Source organism: Ligilactobacillus hayakitensis DSM 18933 = JCM 14209, from assembly GCF_000615845.1.
GTDB lineage: Bacteria > Bacillota > Bacilli > Lactobacillales > Lactobacillaceae > Ligilactobacillus > Ligilactobacillus hayakitensis.
In genome coordinates, this window is the sequence record NZ_BAML01000004.1 from 1 (window position 1) to 22,324 (window position 22,324).

At 31.9% G+C, this 22,324-nt stretch carries 23 protein-coding genes; 7 read left to right on the plus strand and 16 right to left on the minus strand.

Going from position 1 to position 22,324, the window contains the following annotated elements:
- Positions 1-186 precede the first annotated feature (186 nt).
- The 11 genes from asnS to JCM14209_RS08780 form a co-directional block, all read right to left on the minus strand.
- Complete coding sequence (asnS, locus tag JCM14209_RS01670; protein WP_025021902.1) at positions 187-1,488, minus strand: asparagine--tRNA ligase; 1,302 nt, start codon at positions 1,486-1,488, stop codon at positions 187-189.
- 212 nt (positions 1,489-1,700) lie between these two features.
- Positions 1,701-2,057, minus strand: coding sequence for a cell wall elongation regulator TseB-like domain-containing protein (locus JCM14209_RS01675; protein WP_155830647.1), 357 nt, complete (start codon positions 2,055-2,057; stop codon positions 1,701-1,703).
- A gap of 195 nt (positions 2,058-2,252) precedes the next feature.
- Positions 2,253-4,079 carry an ATP-dependent DNA helicase gene (locus tag JCM14209_RS08770; RefSeq protein ID WP_225349672.1) on the minus strand — a complete coding sequence of 609 codons (1,827 nt, stop codon included), beginning with the start codon at positions 4,077-4,079 and terminating at the stop codon, positions 2,253-2,255.
- A 32-nt stretch (positions 4,080-4,111) separates the two neighbouring features.
- Complete coding sequence (locus JCM14209_RS10215) at positions 4,112-5,032, minus strand: exonuclease domain-containing protein (RefSeq protein ID WP_051523340.1); 921 nt, start codon at positions 5,030-5,032, stop codon at positions 4,112-4,114.
- A gap of 96 nt (positions 5,033-5,128) precedes the next feature.
- Entirely contained in the window at positions 5,129-5,692 is a 564-nt protein-coding gene (locus JCM14209_RS01685) for a DUF4355 domain-containing protein (protein ID WP_025021904.1), read from the minus strand.
- Positions 5,693-5,813: 121 nt separating this feature from the next.
- On the minus strand, positions 5,814-6,131 hold the full coding sequence (locus tag JCM14209_RS01690) for a hypothetical protein (RefSeq protein ID WP_025021905.1): 318 nt from the start codon (positions 6,129-6,131) through the stop codon (positions 5,814-5,816).
- 41 nt (positions 6,132-6,172) lie between these two features.
- Positions 6,173-6,277 (minus strand): YjcQ family protein, encoded by a 105-nt coding sequence (locus JCM14209_RS10465; protein WP_263640343.1) that lies wholly within the window; start codon positions 6,275-6,277, stop codon positions 6,173-6,175.
- Positions 6,268-6,504 (minus strand): YjcQ family protein, encoded by a 237-nt coding sequence (locus tag JCM14209_RS01695; RefSeq protein ID WP_025021906.1) that lies wholly within the window; start codon positions 6,502-6,504, stop codon positions 6,268-6,270. Before JCM14209_RS01695 ends, JCM14209_RS10465 begins: the two co-directional genes overlap by 10 nt.
- A 2-nt stretch (positions 6,505-6,506) precedes the next feature.
- On the minus strand, positions 6,507-6,782 hold the full coding sequence (locus JCM14209_RS10185; RefSeq protein ID WP_025021907.1) for a hypothetical protein: 276 nt from the start codon (positions 6,780-6,782) through the stop codon (positions 6,507-6,509).
- A complete protein-coding gene (locus tag JCM14209_RS01705; protein ID WP_025021908.1) occupies positions 6,746-8,350 on the minus strand; it encodes a hypothetical protein in 1,605 nt (534 codons plus the stop codon). The genes JCM14209_RS10185 and JCM14209_RS01705 overlap by 37 nt, the downstream gene beginning before the upstream one ends.
- Entirely contained in the window at positions 8,322-9,659 is a 1,338-nt protein-coding gene (locus tag JCM14209_RS08780; protein WP_051523343.1) for a phage portal protein, read from the minus strand. The genes JCM14209_RS01705 and JCM14209_RS08780 overlap by 29 nt, the downstream gene beginning before the upstream one ends.
- 250 nt (positions 9,660-9,909) lie before the next feature.
- On the opposite strand from JCM14209_RS08780, the gene mvk reads away from it, so the two are divergent.
- From mvk to fni, 4 genes are read left to right on the plus strand one after another with little or no spacing between them, the layout of a single operon-like run.
- Positions 9,910-10,857 carry a mevalonate kinase gene (mvk, locus tag JCM14209_RS01715; protein ID WP_025021910.1) on the plus strand — a complete coding sequence of 316 codons (948 nt, stop codon included), beginning with the start codon at positions 9,910-9,912 and terminating at the stop codon, positions 10,855-10,857.
- Positions 10,854-11,825 (plus strand): diphosphomevalonate decarboxylase, encoded by a 972-nt coding sequence (gene mvaD / locus JCM14209_RS01720; protein ID WP_025021911.1) that lies wholly within the window; start codon positions 10,854-10,856, stop codon positions 11,823-11,825. Before mvk ends, mvaD begins: the two co-directional genes overlap by 4 nt.
- 17 nt (positions 11,826-11,842) lie before the next feature.
- Positions 11,843-12,916 (plus strand): phosphomevalonate kinase, encoded by a 1,074-nt coding sequence (locus tag JCM14209_RS01725; RefSeq protein WP_025021912.1) that lies wholly within the window; start codon positions 11,843-11,845, stop codon positions 12,914-12,916.
- Between the two features lie 12 nt (positions 12,917-12,928).
- Positions 12,929-13,948, plus strand: a complete 1,020-nt coding sequence (gene fni / locus JCM14209_RS01730; protein ID WP_025021913.1) for a type 2 isopentenyl-diphosphate Delta-isomerase — start codon at positions 12,929-12,931, stop codon at positions 13,946-13,948.
- Positions 13,949-13,984: 36 nt separating this feature from the next.
- On the opposite strand, the gene JCM14209_RS01735 is transcribed toward fni, so the two are convergent.
- Genes JCM14209_RS01735 through JCM14209_RS01745 form a run of 3 tightly spaced genes read right to left on the minus strand, consistent with a single transcriptional unit; the run spans position 13,985 to position 17,130 of the window.
- On the minus strand, positions 13,985-15,370 hold the full coding sequence (locus JCM14209_RS01735; RefSeq protein WP_025021914.1) for an RsmF rRNA methyltransferase first C-terminal domain-containing protein: 1,386 nt from the start codon (positions 15,368-15,370) through the stop codon (positions 13,985-13,987).
- Between the two features lie 2 nt (positions 15,371-15,372).
- Complete coding sequence (locus tag JCM14209_RS01740; protein ID WP_025021915.1) at positions 15,373-16,353, minus strand: ABC transporter permease; 981 nt, start codon at positions 16,351-16,353, stop codon at positions 15,373-15,375.
- A gap of 12 nt (positions 16,354-16,365) precedes the next feature.
- A complete protein-coding gene (locus JCM14209_RS01745) occupies positions 16,366-17,130 on the minus strand; it encodes a dienelactone hydrolase family protein (RefSeq protein WP_025021916.1) in 765 nt (254 codons plus the stop codon).
- Between the two features lie 124 nt (positions 17,131-17,254).
- Between JCM14209_RS01745 and JCM14209_RS01750 the strand changes: the two genes are divergently transcribed.
- Entirely contained in the window at positions 17,255-18,064 is an 810-nt protein-coding gene (locus JCM14209_RS01750) for a Cof-type HAD-IIB family hydrolase (RefSeq protein WP_025021917.1), read from the plus strand.
- 96 nt (positions 18,065-18,160) lie between these two features.
- Here JCM14209_RS01750 and lysA read toward each other — a convergent pair whose 3' ends face one another.
- Both lysA and thmT read right to left on the minus strand, forming a co-directional pair.
- Positions 18,161-19,453, minus strand: a complete 1,293-nt coding sequence (gene lysA, locus JCM14209_RS01755; RefSeq protein WP_025021918.1) for a diaminopimelate decarboxylase — start codon at positions 19,451-19,453, stop codon at positions 18,161-18,163.
- Positions 19,454-19,512: 59 nt separating this feature from the next.
- Positions 19,513-19,719 (minus strand): 2-hydroxymuconate tautomerase, encoded by a 207-nt coding sequence (thmT, locus tag JCM14209_RS01760; RefSeq protein WP_263640344.1) that lies wholly within the window; start codon positions 19,717-19,719, stop codon positions 19,513-19,515.
- Between the two features lie 105 nt (positions 19,720-19,824).
- On the opposite strand from thmT, the gene JCM14209_RS01765 reads away from it, so the two are divergent.
- Entirely contained in the window at positions 19,825-21,249 is a 1,425-nt protein-coding gene (locus tag JCM14209_RS01765) for a C69 family dipeptidase (RefSeq protein ID WP_025021920.1), read from the plus strand.
- 16 nt (positions 21,250-21,265) lie between these two features.
- The gene (locus JCM14209_RS01770) at positions 21,266-22,120 is read left to right on the plus strand and encodes a hypothetical protein (protein ID WP_025021921.1); all 855 of its coding nucleotides are present in this window, start codon (positions 21,266-21,268) and stop codon (positions 22,118-22,120) included.
- Positions 22,121-22,324 lie beyond the last annotated feature (204 nt).

A 22,324-nucleotide genomic window follows, 5' to 3' on the forward strand; every position in this document is an offset into this window, starting at 1 on the left:
ATATATATAATAAATTCTTCATCCGTCATCCCTAATTTATGATAATTTTGAAACATAACATTTGAAATAACAGTTTGCCCTGCGTTTACATACGAGTCAAATATATCTTGCATAAACTTTACCTCTCCTCGTAAATTTTAATAAAAAAGACTGCTTAGACTAAGAGTCTCGCAGTCTTTTTTATTTTTATGGATAAATACGGTTTAATAATCTTGGGAATGGAATTGCTTCACGAATATGATCTTCACCTGTAATCCAAGTTACTGCACGTTCTAAGCCTAAACCAAAACCAGAATGTGGTACACTACCGTAACGACGTAAATCTAAGTACCATTCATAATTTTCCATATCTAACCCAGCTTCTTTAATTTTTTCAGCTAAGTATTCTGGATCAACGGCACGTTCTGAACCACCGATAATTTCTCCATAACCTTCTGGAGCAAGCATATCAGCACAGACAACAACATCATCACGAGTTGGATGTGGTTTCATGTAGAATGGCTTAATAGCTTTAGGATAATTCAAAACAAATACAGGTTTATTAAATTGTTCTGCTAAGAAAGTTTCTTCTGGAGAACCAAAATCATCGCCCCATTTTACATCTGGGAATTTACCTGATTTTTGAAGCATTTCAATTGCTTCATCGTAAGAAATACGTGGATATGGTGTTTGAGTGTATTGTTTTAATACATCAATATCACGTTCTAAAATGTTTAATGCATATTCACAGTTGTCAATCACGCTTTGTACAAGGAATGCCACGTAGCGTTCTTGAATTTCCAAACTTTCTTCTTGGTGCATAAATGCCATTTCAGGTTCAATCATCCAAAATTCAATCAAATGACGACGAGTCTTTGATTTTTCAGCACGGAATGTTGGTCCAAATGAAAATACCTTTCCATAAGCCATTGCAGCTGCTTCTTCGTATAATTGTCCTGATTGTGATAAGTAAGCATCACGATCAAAATATTCTGTATGGAATAATTCTGTTGTTCCTTCTGGTGCACTACCAGTTAAAATAGGAGCATCAATCTTAATAAAACCTTCTTTGTTGAAGAATTCATATGTAGCACGAATCATTTCGTTTCTGATTTGCATAATTGCAAATTGACGTTTTGAACGTAACCATAAATGACGGTGATCCATTAAGAAGTCTGTTCCGTGTTCTTTTGGTGTGATAGGATATTCATCACTTTGTCCTACAAGTTCAATATCTTCAATTTCGATTTCATAACCAAAGTGAGAACGAGAATCTTCATGAATAACACCAGTGACATACATGCTTGATTCTTGCTTTAATTCTTTAGCTAATTTAAAAACTTCTTCACTAACTGAATTTTTAACAACTACCCCTTGAAAATATGCAGAACCGTCACGTAATTGTAAGAAAGCAATTTTCCCACTTGATCGTTTATTAGTAAGCCAAACACCAATTTTAACTTTTTCATCAACGTGGTTTTTAGCTTCAATAATACTAATAGTTTCCATCAGTTTAATAACCTCCATCTTATTTTTATATATTTATTTCACTTAAATACGAAAAATTTACCCTTAGATATTCAAGTATGTAAATACAATTGTAGCATATGTTTTTCATTCAACGAGATGCCACAAACTGATTACTATTATAAACTAACTAGCCAAACATGTCATCAATAATTAATGTCGTTATTTGAATTAATTTTTAATATTTTGCCTAATTAGATATTTTGGATTGACTGCATGACATGTCCATCCTTTAAAGAAAGAAGATCGTAACATAACTTATTATTTTGATTATAATATGTTACTTCCCAAACTGGTTTGTTATGATACATCCCTAACGCGAGTTTTGTAATTTTTTTAGGATTTCTTTCTTGTTGAACTAATTGTCGAGCCTTTAATTGGTCGATAACTTTATTTTTTGAGTAAATTGAGATTTTTTTGCCATTTTCAGAAATAATTGCATATACCTCTTTATTTTTAGCATCTAATCCTTCTACACCATAAAATACTTTACCTCGATTATACAAGTAAAACTCATTTGTCTCTGTAAGATGGCCATAATTCTTAGCCAATGTATATGCTGTATTCCGAGCTGAACTTATCGAACTTTTCGCCTTAGCAATTCCTAAAAAACCTAATAAAAAAATTATCAAAACTATACTTAGAAGGTAGAATCTACTTTTTCTATGGGAATTATTTGCCCTTCTCATTACAACAATTTCTCCTTCCAATAGATAATTCAACTACGTCTAATATTATACCAAATTTCATTTATTAAAAAAGTTATTTATTTCACGACTAATGTCATCAGATTTAATCCTGTGTATCTTAACTTTTCTAGGAAATGCCCGTTCAAATTCTTTGCCATAACTCTTAGAAATCAAACGGGAATCTAAAATTATACAAACACCGCGATCTTCTTTTGTTCTTAATAATCTTCCCCAACCTTGTTGCAGTTTAAATATTGCTTCTGGAAGTGAATATTCAGTGAAGAAATTCTTATTTTCGGCTTTTAATTGTTGATTTCTTACCTGATTGAAAAGAGTTGTGGGTGATGAAAATGGAAGTCGCACAATAACTAACATTTCTAAATTGTCTTTAGGTAAATCGATACCTTCCCAAAATGTCCCAGCTCCCAGTAATACAGGTGAATATAATTTTGGCATTAAAAAGCGCTTTTTAATTCTTTCATTACTGCCCGAATTACCTTGCGCCAATATTTCACGTTTACCTCTAAATTTATGAATTAAGCGCGAATATACTTGATCTATCATCTCTAATGAATTAAACAATACCATTGTTTTTTTATCAGTTGTATTTAATATCTTCACTAAATTATCAGTAATAATATCTGCTGCTTGTGCTTGTGTTAATTTAGTGAAATTAGGTATGTCTTCAATTACGAATGTTTTAGATTGATCATTATATGAAAAAATTGGCTGATATTTCATGACTGGCGTATCTTCATTCAAATCTAAAAATCTAAACGTATAATTCTTCACGACATTTTTTCCTAAGTTAGCTCCAATCAAACTTACATTTTTAAAATGATTATATAGCCGTTCAGTTAAAAATCCTCTTCCATCAAAGATACTAAAATTCAACTTCAAATGGGATGTGTTTTCATTTGCATAAGTTAACCAAATTAAATTTTTAACGGAAGTTTCTTCCAAGTTAGCTAAATCTAATTTTGACCACGTTTTTAATTGTTTGAATAGAAGTGTTGTTAATTTTTGATATTCATTTAATAAATGAACCTCATCATTAGTTAATCTTTGTTCTTTCACAAATTCGATGAAACGCTTTAGAACCACTTTATTTAACTCTTGATACTCAGTAATACTTAAACTGATTTCTTTAAATAAAGCCAAGTTCCCTTTTATAATTCCCCTTAATTTATTCATTGGGAGAGCTTGATTGATGAACCCCTTATCTGCCGGTAAATATTTCATGAATATTTCTCGAATATCTTCAATTGTGTGATCAATTTTTTGAATTGGTTCAAGTAGTTTAAAGTATTCATATTCTGACAAGAATTGAATATCAACTAAATTTCTAAACGAAGTATTAATATGCGACTGCATCTTAACTAAAATTGTATCTGATAAAATCTTTATATCATCAAAATCAATCGTATCCTTATTATTTTGAATTAAATTATCTCCTAAGTGATGCGCTTCATCAATGATTAAACTTGTTTTTTCATTTGCAAAATCTTGAACGTGACTTAGTAAATAAGCATGATTGGTGATAATTAGATTTGAATTTTCTAAAAATAGTTGCTGACGCTTAACAAAATCAACTGAGCTAAACTTACTACTTTTATCAATACTACCTAAACCTAAATGTCTAACATCCATTAAAAATGCATTATTTTTTTCAATAATGTTTAACTCTTCTAAATCACCTGTTTTAGTTTGAAGAAGCCAAACTAAAATTCTCATTTGCAGTAAATTACTACCTTTACTTTGTGGTAAATACAATGTCCGATTAAATTTTTCTAAATCAATATAGTGATGGCTTCCCTTAACATTTAAAATATTTAAATCAAATGGTAATACCGACTGCAATAATTTTATATCTGAATTCATCATTTGATCTTGCAGTGTAGTTGTTGCTGTACTTATTACAGCCCTAGCATCGCTAGTTGATGCATATGCTGCTGGAAGTAAGTACCTAATGTTTTTCCAAGACCAGTCGGTGCATCAAAGACTGTAACATTCGAAAAATTATCATTTAACTGCTTATAGATATCATCCATAAATTTAACTTGTTCATTACGAAGTGTTATTTTCCCATCAAAAATTAAATTTTTTTCATCCCTTTGTGTAGGGAATTCTTGTGGTTGGATTTTTGACGTATTAAATATTGGTCGTTGAATTACTAGATTATCTATCGTCATTAAATTCGAAGCTAATTTTTCTTCTTCTTTACTTTTTAGTTTATAAATCTCTTCAAAAAATAACCCTGTATCAGCAGTAAGATTTTTACCCATCTTTGATAAATGTTGCAAAGTTAACAACGGAAAATTCATTGCTTTTTCTTTTAATTTTATTAATAGCTGAGCAGTAACTGCAGTGTCATTATCAGCTTGATGTGGATTATCATTTCTAATTCCTAAACTTTCACTGATATCACTTAACCTATAAGAAAATAAATCAGGAAAGATTATTTGACTTAATTGGACAGTATCAATACTCAACAAATCAATTTCTGGATACCCCACTCGTTCAAGTTCACTGCATAAAAAATTATAATCAAAGCCAACATTGTGAGCTACAAAAATTGTATTTTGTAACATCGCATAAATCATCCCCGCAACCTCGTCAAAGTAAGGGGCATTTTTAACGTCTTTATTCTTAATTCCTGTTAATTCTTGGACTTCTTTTGAAATTGGAACACCAGGGTTAATGTATGTAGAAAAATGATTAACAACTTTATCATTTTTCACAAAATCACAACTAAATTGAATTATTCTATCAGAATTTTCAACAGAAGTTCCTGTAGTTTCTAGATCAACAACAGCAAAAATCTTGTTTTGTGACATAAATTTCACCTACAATACCTTTATATTGATACTTTTAATAATAACGGAACTTTCAATGATAGTAAAATGTGAATTACGTAATTCTAATAATTAAACTTACTCTACACTTTGTTGGTAAGACATCTTATTGAATTCATCAACACCAATCTCTTTACCAGCTTTGTTTCCGTCTTTAGGTACTGGGTCAGTAAATTCTTTTCTGCGATTTGCACGAGCCGTTGTATCTACTAAATCAACAAACTTATCAATGTTTGCTTGTGCTTGTTCAGCAGTATCAGCAACTACAAAATCTAAAATGTCAGTGTTAACCGCAATACCTTTTAAGTTAAGAATGTTTGTTGCAGTGTGTTCCATTTCGTTTCGGTTAACCTGAGCTCTTAGGGTTTGTAGTTCCTCATCTTTTTTCTTGTACTCGTATTCTCGACGTTGTTCTTCATTCATTCGGTTTAACTTACGAGCTTCTGATTGTTCTTGCTTAAATTCGCTTTGCAATTCAGCCCGTAAGTCTTTTCTCAATGATTGTTTTTGACGTTCCAAGCGTAAACTCACAATTTCATCTACTTCTTCTTGAGTAAAAGTACGTGGTTGTTCTTGTTCTTTCCCTTGAGTTTCAACAACATCTTGTTCGTTTGTTTCGACAGTTTGATTTTCTTGATCCATGACGGATACCTCCTTTTTTAAGTCTTGTATGACTGATTAATTCCTTGCAGCTTTTAGAGTCATCAGCATGTTTTGGACATAAAAAAAGCGCTAATCGTTTTGATTAACGCTTGGTATAATATTAATATTCCATTGAAGGGAGGGGAGTTGGATTGGGGATATCGATTTCATATTGACTAATTAACTGTCTTGCTATTGTTGATGAAGTTCTAAATGTTTCTATATCAACAATCAGAGTTAAAATAGCTTCGTCATTTACCCAAGAGTGAGTTAATTCAGTATATGATACTCCCTTGTACCACACTCCATTAATTAATACTGATACTTTATTCTTAAACATGGACATCGTAAAGTTCAAGTCAGTATTACTAAAACGAAGTACCCGATAATCAACTTCTGGGTACTTCGTTTTTAGTTTATTTAATGTTTCTTCTAACATTCATTCTCCTCCAAAAAGAAAAGCACCTACAACCGTAAGTGCTAGGTTAAAGGCAACCAATCTTTGATTTCCTTTAGTTGTTTATATGTTTTTGTAATTAAACTATTTTCTTTAAAATACTCAATTCCTAATCGAGTTATCTGCAATTACTTGGATCATTTACTGAACTGTATTTAGGGGATACTCCATCAAAAAACTCTATACCAGCTATAAAGCTATCTTCAGATAACATCTTCAAAGTGTCATCATACTGCTTGACTGTAATTCGTAATGACTTAGCATTCAGAGATTTAATCCTAGGAACTTGGCCTGTTTCGTAGCAGTCATTTAAGTATTTTAAGATTTTAGTGGCTACTACTTCATAACTTGACATATTTAATTCATCTTTTCAATATATTTATTGAGATATTCAATGAGTCTTTTTCTATCTGAGTCCGTTAATTCAGGTGGCACTAATTCTTCGATGTCATCTACATAATCATATGCATCAGTTTTATCAAAATCACAGCAGTACCAATCAGTCATGAAAGTCCTAATAGATTCAAGTTCCCAAAATGTATAACTACCTTTGATAACATGTCTAGACAATAAAGCCCCCTCATAATCAACGCTACTTATTCTGTACTTTTTGTTTTTGTTTCTTTCTTCCATTCAATAGCCCCCCTATTCAAGATGTTTAGCGTAGCTCCATTTTTGATTATATCATTCCCAGAAACTATTGCAATAATATCTACGTTAATATCATATTTTGTGCCATATTGAGTGAGATTAGTTTTATATAATATCATGTTAGCTTCATTTATATCTATAGCATTTGCGTTTTCACTAATGCCATATTCAAACACCTTTCCATCTTTAACTTTACCTTTTGTAGAATAAAAATCAGCTTGCAGTTTGAACTCAGTAACGTATATTCCTCTTCCGTTGGCAGAAGTCAACGCTCCGGAAATATGCATGTCACCTTTTTTCAGGTGTCTATCTATATCTTCAGGTCTTACTTTCCCATCTGAACTTGGACGAATACCACGATAAACCGTAGTTCCACTATATTCTTTCACTTGCTTAGGTAATTGAGTATATCCTTTTTGTTCTAACAAGTATTTGATGAATTTAGCTTTAATATCGTCGTATGGATTTGATTCATCTCCAAATTTTCCGTTTTTAATAGTTTCCATAACATCAATATCTGTTTCCTTTTTAAAATCTTCAAGATACCAGTCTAATCTTTGTTTAATCAATGTAACATCTTTAGTAGCACTATCCATGTTAATTTTAGGCTTAGTTTCATCTTCAAGCTTTAGCGGAACTCTCCGACAACGACAATTAGGGTGTGTGTCCTTAGGAATTCTTGGAGACTCATCTAGTGGATAACCTCCTTGAAGTGGGATGCACTTTTTACATGCTCCAGGTTCGTTAACAAACTTTATTTGTTTTACTCCTGTAGCTTGGAATGTTGCTTCTGCCATTTCATCTTCTCGTCTTGCAGCTTCTGTTCTAGCGAGCCTTTTAACGTTGTTTGAAGCTTCTCTAATAGCTTTAGGTATATTATCCTTCCGCATACTTTCTGCGTTCTCAGGGAACATTTTTTCAGCTATATCTTGGGATCTCATACCTTGTTTCAGCATTTCATTAATACTATTGTCAATACGGTTTAACGTTTGATCATGATTTAACCATAATCTATCAAGCCAAGGAACATATTCTTTTGCTTTTTCATCGCTAAATACATAATCATCTTTAGTGATTTCTTTTTTCTTGTCCCTGACTTTCTTTGCTTGCTTTGGAGTTAAATCTAATCGTTCTGTCTGATAGCGATATTCTTCAAGTACAGCCGTTTTATTGTTCTTCCTTAGGATTTTACCTAACTTCATTGTAATTCCAATTAAGGCTATTCCTAGCGTTGCTGAGATTAACTTAGAAACAGAAGTCTGACTCATCGCAAGATAATAATCTACCCGACTTTGTTCCGGTAACTCTAAATCGCTTGGTAACTTATCGAATTGTTCTTTTAACAACAACATATCTTTCTTAGTAACTTTACGGTTTAGATTAGTTGGAACAAGTACTCCGTCAGTTGAATATAAAGAAAAAGCGCTATTGATAACTGCTTTTAATTTATACAAGCCGTCATCATACGCTTTTTGAATTTCTTTATCTGTGATTTTATCCCTTTGCAAAAGGTAAGCAATTCTATTCTTCTCGTCTTGGACCGTTGTCATTTACTTCACCGTCCGGTTTAATGTTGCCACTAGCAATCATTTCTAAGTTATTTTTGAATTGTTGTTTTTGTTCGTTCAACATCTTGTCTTCTTCTTGCTTAGGATCATTAACAACCGAAATAACTTTCAACCATGTTTCCGTTGATACCCCTAAACTAGCTAATGCTTGAGCAGTCTGTACTTCTGATAGCACGTCGTGCGGTAAGTCGTATTGGAATGAAATATCTAAGTCTTTCCATGCTTTTTCGCCAACGTTTTTAATCAGATTTGAGGCAAAAACAACTTGATACATTCGCTTTAATGACTCTGAAAATAACCGTGATTTTAAGGTTGCTAAGCTAAGCATTGGTTTATACTTCATTTCTAAAGCAACTCCAGTTGAATTACCAAAGTCCTTGTCATTTAAGTTAACAATCATCGACATTTGATAAATGTTATCAATCACACGGTTTAATAAGTTTTCTTGCGTTCCATCAGCATTAGGTTTGCTCAAGAAATCAACTTCCAAACTTTCAGGAGTATCATCTTCTGTTTCGGCAGACTTCATGTTAATAACTCGTTTGTCTCGTAGATTTTTTAACTGTTCATCAGTTAATAATGCACCCAATACTTTTAAATAAGCATCAGCAAAGTAAGCAACATCATTTGATTTCTCACTAATTGCTTTATCTACTTCATCAATTAAAGTAATCACATTTTCAATCAACCCTAAGCGTTCATCGTTTTCTACCACTTCAACGATTGGAATTAAGTCAAACGGATTAGCTTTCTTTTGACCCATTCCAGCATTTTTTTCTGAAATCTCATAGATAAACTTGTCACTATACAATGTAATTCGTTTTTGCAAGCCCATACCAACAGTAGAGTAACGAACAGCATACAATGGCTTATGAGCCACCGTATCATCATAGATAACAAACGTATTTAGTGGAGATGTATTAGTTACTCTAATCTCTCCATTGTCACCGTAGACATAAAAATAAGCCCTACCAAAGATAGAGCTTTCTTTCCAGACACGAGAAATCACCGTATCCATATTTCGTGAACGATTAAATTCAGCTAGTGATGTGTTCGCTAAGTCTTCTGTTAAGCTAATTTGAATTGGTTTTCCAACTGCAAAACCGGAATAAGTATCCACAATTTTCTTAGCATGATTGATTACTAAACGATTGTCCGGCTTGTAATCAGGCTTAGGTTTAGCGTTTAAGATTTCAGTATGTTTTGATTTGTAGTAATTACGGTACTTTTCATAATCACGAACAATTGATGAATGTTTAAGGATGAAAACATCAATATCTTCTCGTGTTATTTCATCGCCATTGAAGTAAAAAACATTGTCATCATCAACATAGCAATTATCGTATTGAAAACATTACGATTTAAAAAAATGTTGTAGAAACTACTGCAATTCTTTAGCTAAATGCGTATAATAATATGGTTAAGTCTTTTGAAGTAAACTTATAAAAACTTACAAAAAGATTTTTATTTATAAATGAATTAGAAATATTTGAACTAAAAAAAGATTTATAAATATATTATTTTTGAGAGGAGACATACCTGTGGAATTACAACAGATTGGAAATGGAACAAGTTATGCCAAAATTATCCTACTTGGTGAACATTCCGTTGTATATGGAAAGCCGGCTATTGCATTACCGCTTAAAACTATAACTGCCAATACCGTTATTTCTTCTCTACCTAATCAAGATATTTTATTAGAAAGTAATTATTTCACTGGAAATTTATCAAGTAGTCCTAAACAAATGTTAGGAATTAAGAATCTAATTACTTATTTAGTCGAAAACTTGAATATTTCCTCTGGCATCAAAATTAAACTAAAGAGCAATTTACCTGCTGAGCGAGGAATGGGTTCATCAGCAGCAATATCGATTTCGATTATTCGCGCATTCCATAACTTCGTAAATAAGCCCTTAACTAAAGCAAAACTTTTAAAATTAGCTAATATCGCTGAAAAAATCACCCATAAAAATCCAAGTGGATTAGATGCGGCAACTAGTTCAAGCGAAAATCCGATTTGGATGATTCGCGATGTTGAAACGACTGATATTCCAGTTAATATGTATGGATATTTATTGATTAGCGACAGTGGTTTAGCTGGACAAACTAGTGAAGCAATTAAAATTGTTCAAGAAAATTTAAAAAACAATCCCACTCAAACTAATGAATTACTAAATAATTTAGGAAACCTCACCTTTACAGCTAAAGATCAACTAGCAACTAATAATTTGGTTGGTTTAGGCAAAACCTTTAAAAAAGCCCACGTTAATTTAAAAAAATTAGGCGTTAGCATTTCTAAATTAGATAACCTCATCGCTATTGCGGAAGAAAATGGTTCCCTTGGTAGTAAATTAACAGGCGGTGGTCGTGGTGGGTGTTTCATTAGTCTTGTTAAAACTCGCGATGAAGCAAATGAACTTGCTAATATCTTGCAAGCAAATGGAGTTACCGAAAATTGGATTGAACCCCTATTCAAGGAGGAATTATAAGATTGAAGATTGTAAAAGCTCGTGCTCATACTAATATTGCACTCATTAAATATTGGGGAAAGAAGAATACAGATATTATTATCCCGATGAATAATTCTTTTTCTTTAACTTTAGATCATTTTTATACAGATACTAAAGTTACATATGATGAAAATTTAAAAAAAGATAGCTTTAGCTTGAATGGTGAAGAAATCGAATCACAAAACGTTTTTAATTTTTTAGATTATGTCCGACAATTATCTGGAAAAAATGGATTTGTTAAAGTGGAATCAATAAATCACGTTCCTACAACAGCTGGATTGGCTTCATCAGCTTCCGCATATGCGGCACTAGCTGCTGCAAGTAGCAAGGCATTTGGATTAGATCTTTCTAGAAAAGACCTTTCGCGCCTTGCTCGCCGTGGATCAGGTTCAGCGACACGTTCAATTTATGGCGGTTTTACAGAATGGATTGGTGGAGATAATGATTTAAATTCATATGCCAAGCCTTTCCAAGAAAACGTAGAATGGGATATCCGCATGATTGCTGCAGTTGTTAATTCAAAACCAAAAAAAATAACTTCTAGAAGTGGGATGCAAACGGTAGTAAATACTTCTCCTTTTTATGGAGAATGGGTTAAAAATGCCAACAATAGTATCCCCTTAATAAAAAAAGCAATTCTTGACAAAAACTTTACAACATTTGGCGAAATTTCTGAAGAAAATGCGATGAAAATGCATGCCCTCAATTTAACAGCGCATCCTCATTTTAGTTATTTTGAGCCTCAAAGTATTGAAATTATGCAAGCTATCGAACAATTACGTCAAGATGGCATTGAAGCATATTATACTATGGATGCCGGTCCAAATGTAAAAATTATTTGTGAAGGAAAAAACTCTGAAGTTATCCAAAAAGCTTTAAAATTAAAATTCCCAGAAATTGAGTTATTGGAATCTAAACCTGGAAAAGGAATCCAATTCTTAGATTAATGAAAGAAGGTTTAAACTTGATTAAAGTAAAAGCACCTGGAAAATTATATATTGCCGGAGAATATGCCGTTGTTAACCCTGGTATTCCCTCGGTAATCGTAGCTTTAAATCGTTTCGTATATGCTGAAATTGAAGAAAACAATTCAGTTGGTACTATTTCTTCTAATCAATACAAAGATAAATCTTTAACTTTCTTCCATGATAATTCTGGAAAGTTGATTTATAGTGATAAAATTGAAGCTTTTAATTTTATTATTGAAGCTATTAATATTGTTGAAAAATTAGTTATCGAAAAAAAAATCCCATTAAAATTATTTTCCCTTCATTTTGATAGCGATCTTGATAATACTGAAGGAAAAAAATATGGTTTAGGATCTTCTGCAGCCGTTACTGTAGCTACAATTAAAGCTTTACAAGAATTGTATCAACTAAACTTAAAGCCGTTAGATATTTTTAAACTTGCAGCCCTTGCACATTATAATGTACAAGGAAACGGTTCTTTAGGAGATATTGCTGCTAGCGCTTTTACTGGGTGGATTTCCTACAAAAGATTTGATTGGAATTGGCTCAATGAATTTAAAACTAATCATACCTTAACTGATTTATTAAATGCAACATGGCCATTACTCGAAGTCCAACAACTTGATTTTCCTGATGATTTAGAACTTGTGATTGGATGGACTGGCTCTCCCGCTTCTACTTCTAAACTAGTATCTAAAATTAAGGATTATCAACAAACTAATCCTAAAGAATATAGTGATTTTGTTAAAAATAGTTCATTAACCGTTAATAACTTAATTTCCTCAATTAACCACAATGATTATTGTGGCATCAAAAATGCACTTGAAAATAATAGAGTAATACTTAAAGAGTTATCTCTTGCAAGTAATGTTGAAATTGAAACTCCGTTATTAACGAAATTAATTGAATCTGTTATTTTATTTGACGGGATGGCTAAAACTTCTGGTGCTGGCGGCGGTGATTGTGGAATTGGAATCATTTCTAAATCAAATAATTATAAAGAACTTTACCAAAAATGGGAAGAAATTGGGATTACCCCATTAAATTTTAGAGTATACATTGAAAAATAAAGGTGAATTGGTATGAATATTCAACAAAAACGTAAGGATGAACATTTTTTTATCGCAGAAAAGTTATACTCCCCTTCTTCTAATCAACTAGAAGAGATTCAACTAATTTTTGATAACTTACCTGAATTATCTTTAAATGATATTGATATTTCAACTTCATTTGTAGGTAAAAAAATCCCAGCTCCTTTTTTTATTAACGCAATGACTGGTGGTAGTGATCAAACTAATAAAATTAATATTAAACTTGCCAATGTGGCTACCAAAACAAACATCCCCATGGCAACTGGTTCACAAAGTATCGCAATCAAGAACGCAGAATTTGCTGACGGCTTTGAAAAAATTCGGACTACTCATCCTGATTTATTTTTATTAGGTAATTTAGGTGCTAGTCATCCATTTGAAAATTTCCAAAAAGCAAAATCAATGATTCAAGCCAACGCAATGGAACTCCATTTGAATGTTGCTCAAGAATTAACAATGCCTGAAGGTGATGTTGATTTTAATTGGAGTCGCAATATCGAAGACATAATTAAAAAAGCTGACTTTCCTATTTTAGTGAAAGGCGTTGGTCAAGGACTTACACCAAATACAATTAAGAAATTAGAAAATTTAGGCGTTCAATATATTGATTTATCTGGTAAAGGCGGAACGAATTTTGTAGCAATTGAAAATCAACGCCGCTTAAAAAAGGATTTTTCTTATTTAGAAAATATTGGCCTTACCACTGCCCAAAGTTTACTTGCTGCAAAAAAATATTCTTCAGAGATTGAATTAACCGCTTCTGGTGGAATAACAACTGCCCTTGATATTGTTAAATGTCTTATATTAGGCGCTAAAAATGTTGGTATTTCTGGATTATTCTTACATATCTTGATTAAAGATGGTGAAGATGGTCTAATTTCATTTATTGAAGATTTGAAGGATCAAATCCGCCGCATTATGTTAATGCTAGGTTGTAGGAACATTGAAGAATTATCAAAAGTAAATTACATTCTTAGTCCCTCACTTAAGAATTTCAATGATCAAATTTAGATATAAAAATGACGACCGTTAATTTGGTCGTCATTTTTATTGATATTCAGATTCATCAATTGCTGTAAATCTTAGCCCTTTAGGCATAAAGTTTTTAATAGTTCCATTAACAAGTTTGCCAAAAGCAAAATACTTACCTTCTGTTTCCAATAAATACCATCCATTTTTCTTAGATTCATTTGATGGGATAACATCTCCAGCTACATATTGTTTCCACTGTTCTTTTGTAACCTTAATTACTCTTTCATCAGAAACTTCATTCAAACTTAATGCAAGTGCATAACTAGGTTCAAATCGATTCTTTTTAAAAATACCTAGCGCTAGCCCTGGACGCATGTATTTCAATTTTTCAATATCAGGTAATTCTTGTGGATAATAATATAAATAATCGCCATTTAATTTTAGATCATTGATATTTAAATTCGATAATTCTGATTTAAATGGTTTAATAAATTCATTCCAAAGTTCAAATTCACTTGGCGAAATTCCTTTTGATTTTTTTGCTTTTTTCTTTTTCACTTTAAATTTATTTTCTGTAGTATTATCCTTAAACTTTGCTAAAAATTGGCCTTCTCCTTGAAATTTATGTGACATCAATCTCACTGTATGACTGATTGTAGGATCGCCATTTCCCCACGCAGGTCTGCCTGGTTCCATTCCATCATATCTTTTAATTGGTTCTAAGGTCAAATCATAATTTTCAAGTAACCACGATACTATCTCTTCATTTTCTTCTGGAGCAAACGTACATGTAGAATAAATTAATTCTCCCCCAGACTTTAGCATCTGCATCGCCTGCACAAGAATTTCTTTTTGTAATTTTGCGCACTCATTTGGATATTCTTTATGCCAATATTTAGTAGCCGCATGATCTTTTCTAAACATTCCTTCACCAGAACATGGGGCATCAACAACAATTTTATCGAAGTAATGCTTAAAAACAGAAACTAACCTGTCGGGTGATTCATTAGTAACCACAACATTTTTAGCGCCGATTCTTTCCATATTTTCAGCTAAGATTTTTGCTCTTTTATAGTTAATTTCATTACTTACTAAAACACCTTGATTTTGCATACTTTCAGCTAATTGTGTTGATTTTCCACCTGGAGCAGCACATAGGTCTAAAACTTTTTCCCCTGGTTTAGCATCGGCGACAATTGCAACATACATCGCACTTAAATCTTGACTATATACGTATCCGGTTTGGTGTTCTAATGAGCGTCCACTAACTTTTCCAATAAATCCGTCATTAGTATAATCAATGGTTTTATTTAAACTATACTTAATGTTACGATAATCATTTTTCAAAGGATTTAATCTAAATCCTATTACACTATCTTGATCTAAACTTTCGAAAAAGTCAGGCGCTTCATCCCCAAGAAGGTGCGTATATTTATCTATAAAATCCTGTGGTAGTTTCATATTTATTTGGTATTTTCCTTTCGTAATTTGTTTAAACGTGCGTATAGAATTACAAAACAAACAATACTGCTTGTAATAACGGTAGCAATGTTAAATGTTATTAATCCTCGATAGTCTAAAATTGTAAAATACAATAATCCTAAAACAACACCCAATAATGTGCCAAGCGCTGAAAGAATTGTATAAACTTGCCAGTCAAAGAAGACAACTCTCAAAATTCCACCGTCAATAAATTGATAATATTTAGTCTCTTTAGTTTTAGCCCACATTGTCGCAAGGATTAAGTAACTAACTATAATTGCCAACAGAGCAATTCCCTTTTTTAGTAATGATTGGAACCAGACACCTTTAGGAATTCCTAAATTATTTTTAAATATCGAAGTAACTGAAGTCGCATTCAATATTTTTTTAATCCGTTCAATATCTACCGGCTTATCTGAATCAAAAATAATATTATAATCCTTACTCTGCTTATTTTTTAAAATATCTACTGACGGAGAAATAAAAATTTTATTATCTAATCCCGATTTTTGCTTAGTTCCCATAACTCCTAAAACGGGGTAATATTGATTATTGTAATGTAAGTATCCTTGGCTTTGAGGAATATACAAGTCTTTAGCGATATCTTTCCCGACGATTACCGTACTTACTAAAGAATTAAAATCATTATCTGTAAAAAAGCTTCCTGATTCCATTGCTGGACTTGAAAAATTACCTTTTCCATAGAAAAATATCATGTTCTTATTTTTCTTATCTTGGTATTGTAACTGAAAATTATCTAATTTTTCTTCTTTAGATAACTTCTCGTTAATGTTTTGTAATGATACCGAACTTTTTAATTTAATAAGATATGCAGAATTTGATAAATCATTATTATTTAGCCGATTTACCGTATCTCGTTGTTGAATTTTTACAAAGACAAAGACACTAAAAAATGCTAATAATAATGTACAAAATATAATAAGTAGTTTATTTCGAAACATATAGAGTCACCTTTATTTATCGTTTACTTGATAAAATTCAAACATTCTATCAGCCATATCAATCGTAGTTTCTTGATCAACTTTGTGACCTTTTCCTTTTGATAAAGTTAAAGTAACATTTTGAGCGTAACTTTTATTTTTAACTTTATCAAAAAATTCCTTCGTAAATTCATGTGGTACAGTTGAATCGGCAGTTCCGTGCCAGAAATGTATATATCTACTTGCGATTTTTTCAGGCTCTAAACTTAAATCGAAATCAGCAACCATTTTAGCTTGACTATCTATAATTTCTTGTGGTATTGGTTGTTTTGCGATGATATTAGTTACCATTAAATCAAAAAATTTACCTGGTTCTGGACATCCCATTAAACAAACAGCTGCTTTTACTTCAGTAAATTTGTCGAGAATACCAATAGTTGTTATACCTCCCATCGATAAGCCCGAAATTCCAACAAAATTATCTTTGATTCCAACTTCTGATTGGTAATGTTCAAGAATTCCTCCAAATTCATTAATAGAACTATTTACTATTTGCCAAAATTCCATTAAGTGTGTTTCAGTCTTTCCCATACTACGGGCTCCATGAAATTTTGCTTCAGGCAAGACTACTCTGAAACCTCTTTTAGCCAACTCATATCCTTGAGGCAAAACTCGTTCTTTACTACCGTTCCATCCATGAAAGAAAAAGGCTAACGGTAACTTTTCAGCTTCCAATTTTGAATCAACTAATTCTAATACAGGAATCCCATTAATCACTTTATCGTCTACAATAATCAAGTTGCTTCCTCCTAATTTGTCTTTATCTTCTAAATTATACCCTTTACACTACTTTATCTCTAGTATTTCACAATTATTTATGTTAATTTAGATATAATTAACATATTTTATGGGAGATGATTTTATGAAACGAAAATTAATTACTATCGATCTTGATGGTACAACTTTAAATAGCGAATCAAAAATTTCACCTAAAACTAAACAAACACTACAAAAAGTAGGTCAAGCTGGCCATATCGTATCAATTGTTACTGGTCGTCCCTATAGAATTTCAAAACACATTTACGATGAATTAGGTATCAAAACTCCCCTTATCAATTTCAATGGTGCTTTAGGTCATTTACCACATCAATCATGGGATAAAGAATATAGCAAAACCTTTTCTAAAAAAATCGCTTTAGATTTGGTCTCTGCTAAAGACGAATTAGGAATTAAGTTAATTACAGCTGAGGGAAAAAACTATGCCCTTGCCGATAAAGCAAGTGAAATTATCAAGGATTTCTTTCCTTCATCTTTAAAATCAACCGAAATTTTAAATAAAATCAACTTACAACAAGATCCTTCTGCGATGACAATGTTAGTTGATGAAAACAAAAAATCAGAAATTATTACTTCTTTAGAAAATACTTTCGGTGATACGATTAATGTAAGTGTTTGGGGTGGCGAACATCCAATCTTAGAGCTTAGTCCAAAAGGGGTTTCCAAGGCTGATGGGCTCGAATTTTTATCAAACATCTACGATATTAATCGCGAAGATATCATTGCATTTGGTGATGAACAAAATGATGAAACAATGATTGAATATGCTGGATTAGGTATCGTAATGCAAAATGGGACAGATAAATTAAAATCCATCGCTGATGATATTACAGAATTTGATAACAATCATGATGGTTTAGCCAAGCACCTTGAAAAAATCTTGAAGCTAGATTAAACCTGTGATTTAAAAAACTGTAGATAATATTTATTGTCAAAAAAGCAAGGTATTGATTAAATTTCAACACCTTGCTTTTTCAGTTATATCTTTTAATTATAGAATTTCATTTTTCAACATATCATCATATGTTTCTCGTTTGACAACCAATCTTGCCTTGCCATCTTCGACAAAAACAACGGCTGGTTTAGGATTACGATTATAGTTACTTGCCATTACATATCCGTATGCACCAGTTGATGGCATTGCTAAAACATCACCAGGTTTTGTCATTGGCAAATCATAATCTTTGATTAAGATATCGCCAGATTCACAATATTTACCAACAATTGAAGCGTTTTGTTGTGGTTTTGCAGTAGGATCCTTTGCAAGATAGGCATCATATTTTGCTTGATACAATGCAGGACGAATATTATCACCCATCCCCCCATCAACAGCAACAAAACTCCCTACGCCTTTTACATCTTTACGTGATCCGATTGTATAAAGTGTAGTTCCTGCTTCACCAACAATTGAGCGGCCTGGTTCTACCCAAATTTCAGGAAGGTCATAACCATATTCCTTACTCTTTGATTTAAGCGCATCAACAATAATTTTAATAAACTCTTGAATCGCTAATGGGTTATCATCATCTGTATAGCGAATACCAAATCCGCCCCCTAAGTTGACTACTTTAGCGCTAAAATCATATTTTTGCTGCCATTCATTCAAAACATCCATTAATTTATTTGCTTCTTGCACAAATCCATCAGTTGCAAAAATTTGTGAACCAATGTGGGCATGAATTCCAATTAAATTAAAGCGATTATTATCTAATACTTGTTTCAAAGCCATATCGGCTTGACCACTTTTAATGTCAAATCCAAATTTAGACTTTTCTTGCCCTGTTGAAATATAATCGTGTGTTTCCGCATGAATTCCCGGAGCTAAACGTAATAAAACATCTACGTTTGCTTGCTTCTCATCTAGAATTTCACCTAGTAATTCAATTTCATAAAAATTATCAATAATAATGTATCCTACTCCATTATCAATTGCCATTTCTAATTCTTGACGAGATTTATTATTTCCATGAAATTCGATTTCTTTTGGATTTAATCCACCTTTTAATGCAGCATATAACTCTCCGCCAGAAACGACGTCGCTTCCAATATTCATCTCTGAAATCAATTTATACATTGCTAAACTAGAAAATGCTTTACTTGCATATGAAACGTGATATTTAACCCCTTGAGTTTCAAAACCTGTTTTAAAAGCATTAATTTGTTCTTTAATTTTTGAAACATCATATACAATAGTTGGTGTACCAAATTCCTTAGCAATTTGAAGTGTATCAACTCCACCAATTGTTAAATGACCATCTTGATTTGTTGTAATATTATTTCCCATAAATTTCATTCCCCTATTCTAAAAAAAGGCTTCGGTATTATTGCCTCAGCCTTTTTTATCTATTGTTCGTCGCTCTTTAATACTCCACCAACACTATAGCGATCTTTTTTCATTTCGCTTAAAACAACATGTACGTGTTCAGCTGGTGCTCCTGTATTTTTAGTAACAGCATCTGTTACATCCTTAACTAAATTTTTTAATTGTTCTTGTGAACGACCTTCGATTAATTCGATATGTACTAAAGGCATAATCATTCTCCTCTTCATTTTAATACTATAATTAAACCAAAAAATTCAACTTTTTTCAAATCAATTTCACATATGATACAATTAACTTTGTAAACTATTTTAGAGAGGAAGATTAAAAATAAAATGCAAATTCAAAAAAAATTATCCGCATGTACTAGTATCCTCGTTGGAAAAAAAGCTATGGCAGACGGTTCTACAATCATTGCACGTAATGAAGATTCAAAATCTGCTTGGCCAAAACATCTAGTTATTCACAAACACAAAGAATTTTCAGAACCACAAGAATTCATTTCAAATGAAAGTGACTTCAAAATCACTCTTCCAAAAACAAGATATAAATATACTGCTACTCCGGAATGGACCGATAAATTTGGTGTTTTCGAAGAAGATGGAATTAATGAATATGGCGTTGCAATGAGTGCAACCGAAAGTGCCTATGCCAACCGCCGTGTTCTTACTTGCGATCCCCTTGTTGAAAATGGAATTAGCGAAGAAGCGATGGTTACAGTTGTTTTACCTTATGTTAAAACAGCACGTGAAGGTGTACAAAGACTTGGTTCAATTATTGAAAAATATGGAACAAGCGAAAGCAACGGGATTTTATTTTCAGATAATGAAGAAGTTTGGTATTTAGAAACAGGAAGTGGGCATCATTGGGTAGCGCAACGGATTCCAGATGATTCCTATGCTGTTGTCGCAAATCAATTAGCAATTCAAGAAATAGATTTTGATGATTCAAATAATTTCATGTTTTCTCAAAATATTCAAGAATTCGTTTCACAAAACAATTTAAATAATCAAGTTAGTGGGTTTAACTTCCGAGAAATATTTGGAACACATGAATTGAGCGACGAAATTTATAGTACTCCACGTGTTTGGTATGGACAAAAATATCTTTCAGGTGATGATACTCAAGATCCTATGAGTGAAAGTTTACCTTTTATTCGGAAGCCAAACCGTTTATTACATTTAGATGACATTGAATATGTATTAGGATCTCATTATCAAAACACTCCATATGATCCATTAAACAAAAAGAATGTCGATGGCCATAAATTTAGACCTATTAGTTTACCAGCCACTCAAGAATCTCATATTCTTCAATTACGTCCAAATTTACCAGTTGAAACTTCAGGATTACATTGGTTAGCAATGGGTGTTACTGCACAAAGCTCATTTATTCCTTTGTATGCAGGCGCAACCGATGTTCACCCCGCATACAAGGTTGGTAAACAAGAATATACCCCCGATTCAGCTTATTGGGTTTATAAATTAGCTGGCGTCTTAGTAGATCCTCATTATCTTGAATTTGATAAATTATTAAAGGATACTCAAAAAGAAGTTGCCATTTTAATTGGTAACCAATTAAAAGAAGCTGATAAAAAAGCTACTTTACTTTCAGGTGAAAATTTAGAAGAACATCTAACCGAAGCTTCAATTAAATTTCAACAAACTGGATTAGACAAATATAATGAATTAATTAGCAAATTAATTACTTTATCAACGGACATGTCGCCCTTAAAATTTAAAACAGACGCTAATTTATAAAAAGTAGGATAGCAAAATGAAATTTGAAAATAATATGTTGACTTTAACTGATGCTAACATTTATATTGATGACTACAACGAAAATTCATCTACCGATTTTATTATCATTACTAGACTTACCAAAAAAACGCTACGCTTATTAACTAACGAATCGCATCCACTGATTTATATGTCACAAGATTTATTAACATTATTACAAAGATTAACACACGAAGAATTTCTTAAATTGAACTTAAATAATATCAAAGTTCTCCCATATACCTATAAAGTAGAAATTTCTAAGCATGTTAGCATTACCGCATTTAATAATGATGATGATCTTTTTGGTTCAATTGCCCTTCTGATAGAAGATAATGAAAATAAAATTGGCTATGTTTCAAAATTTAATACAATAGGTATTCATAAAAAACGAATTAAAACTTGGAAAAAAATCTTCAATACTAATTCTTTAAATACATTAATTATTGGCCATAAGGAAAGCTCCAAGAATTTTCTTTCAAAAAATGGCGCAATAAAAAATTTTGAAAAAGATTTATTGAAAAAATCTAATGTTACATTAAATTTAACTTTCTTTGATCCAGAACAATTGATTCGATTTGACAGTATCGCTAAAAAAAATCATTATCAAATACTTTGGCCTGAAAAGTATTTGAATTTAATTAATTACTTTAAATCTCTCAATTTTGAAGATTCAATTACCATTGAACAAAATACTCCTAGTATTCATATAATTGATGAAGTACAGCCTTCAATTGACTCGGCACTTTCAATGTTAAATGATTTAGAACAGAATTATCATAGTTGTACTGAACCTGAGTTCAAAGAAATTTTAAATTATATTAATGCCAAAACAAATATTATTATTTCTTAGTTTTATAGCCCCCTTGATTAACCCACGTATGGTAATTTCAAGGAGGCTATATTTTTAGGCTCATTGTCAATTAATACTGATGATAATCTTAAAATATGTTTTAAAATTATCATCAGTACAGAATATTATAAAACCGAAATAAAAACCTTCGTGCGCACATTCAAACAACTCTCTGCAAAGGGGCTTGATCTGTTGCTAGTAGAG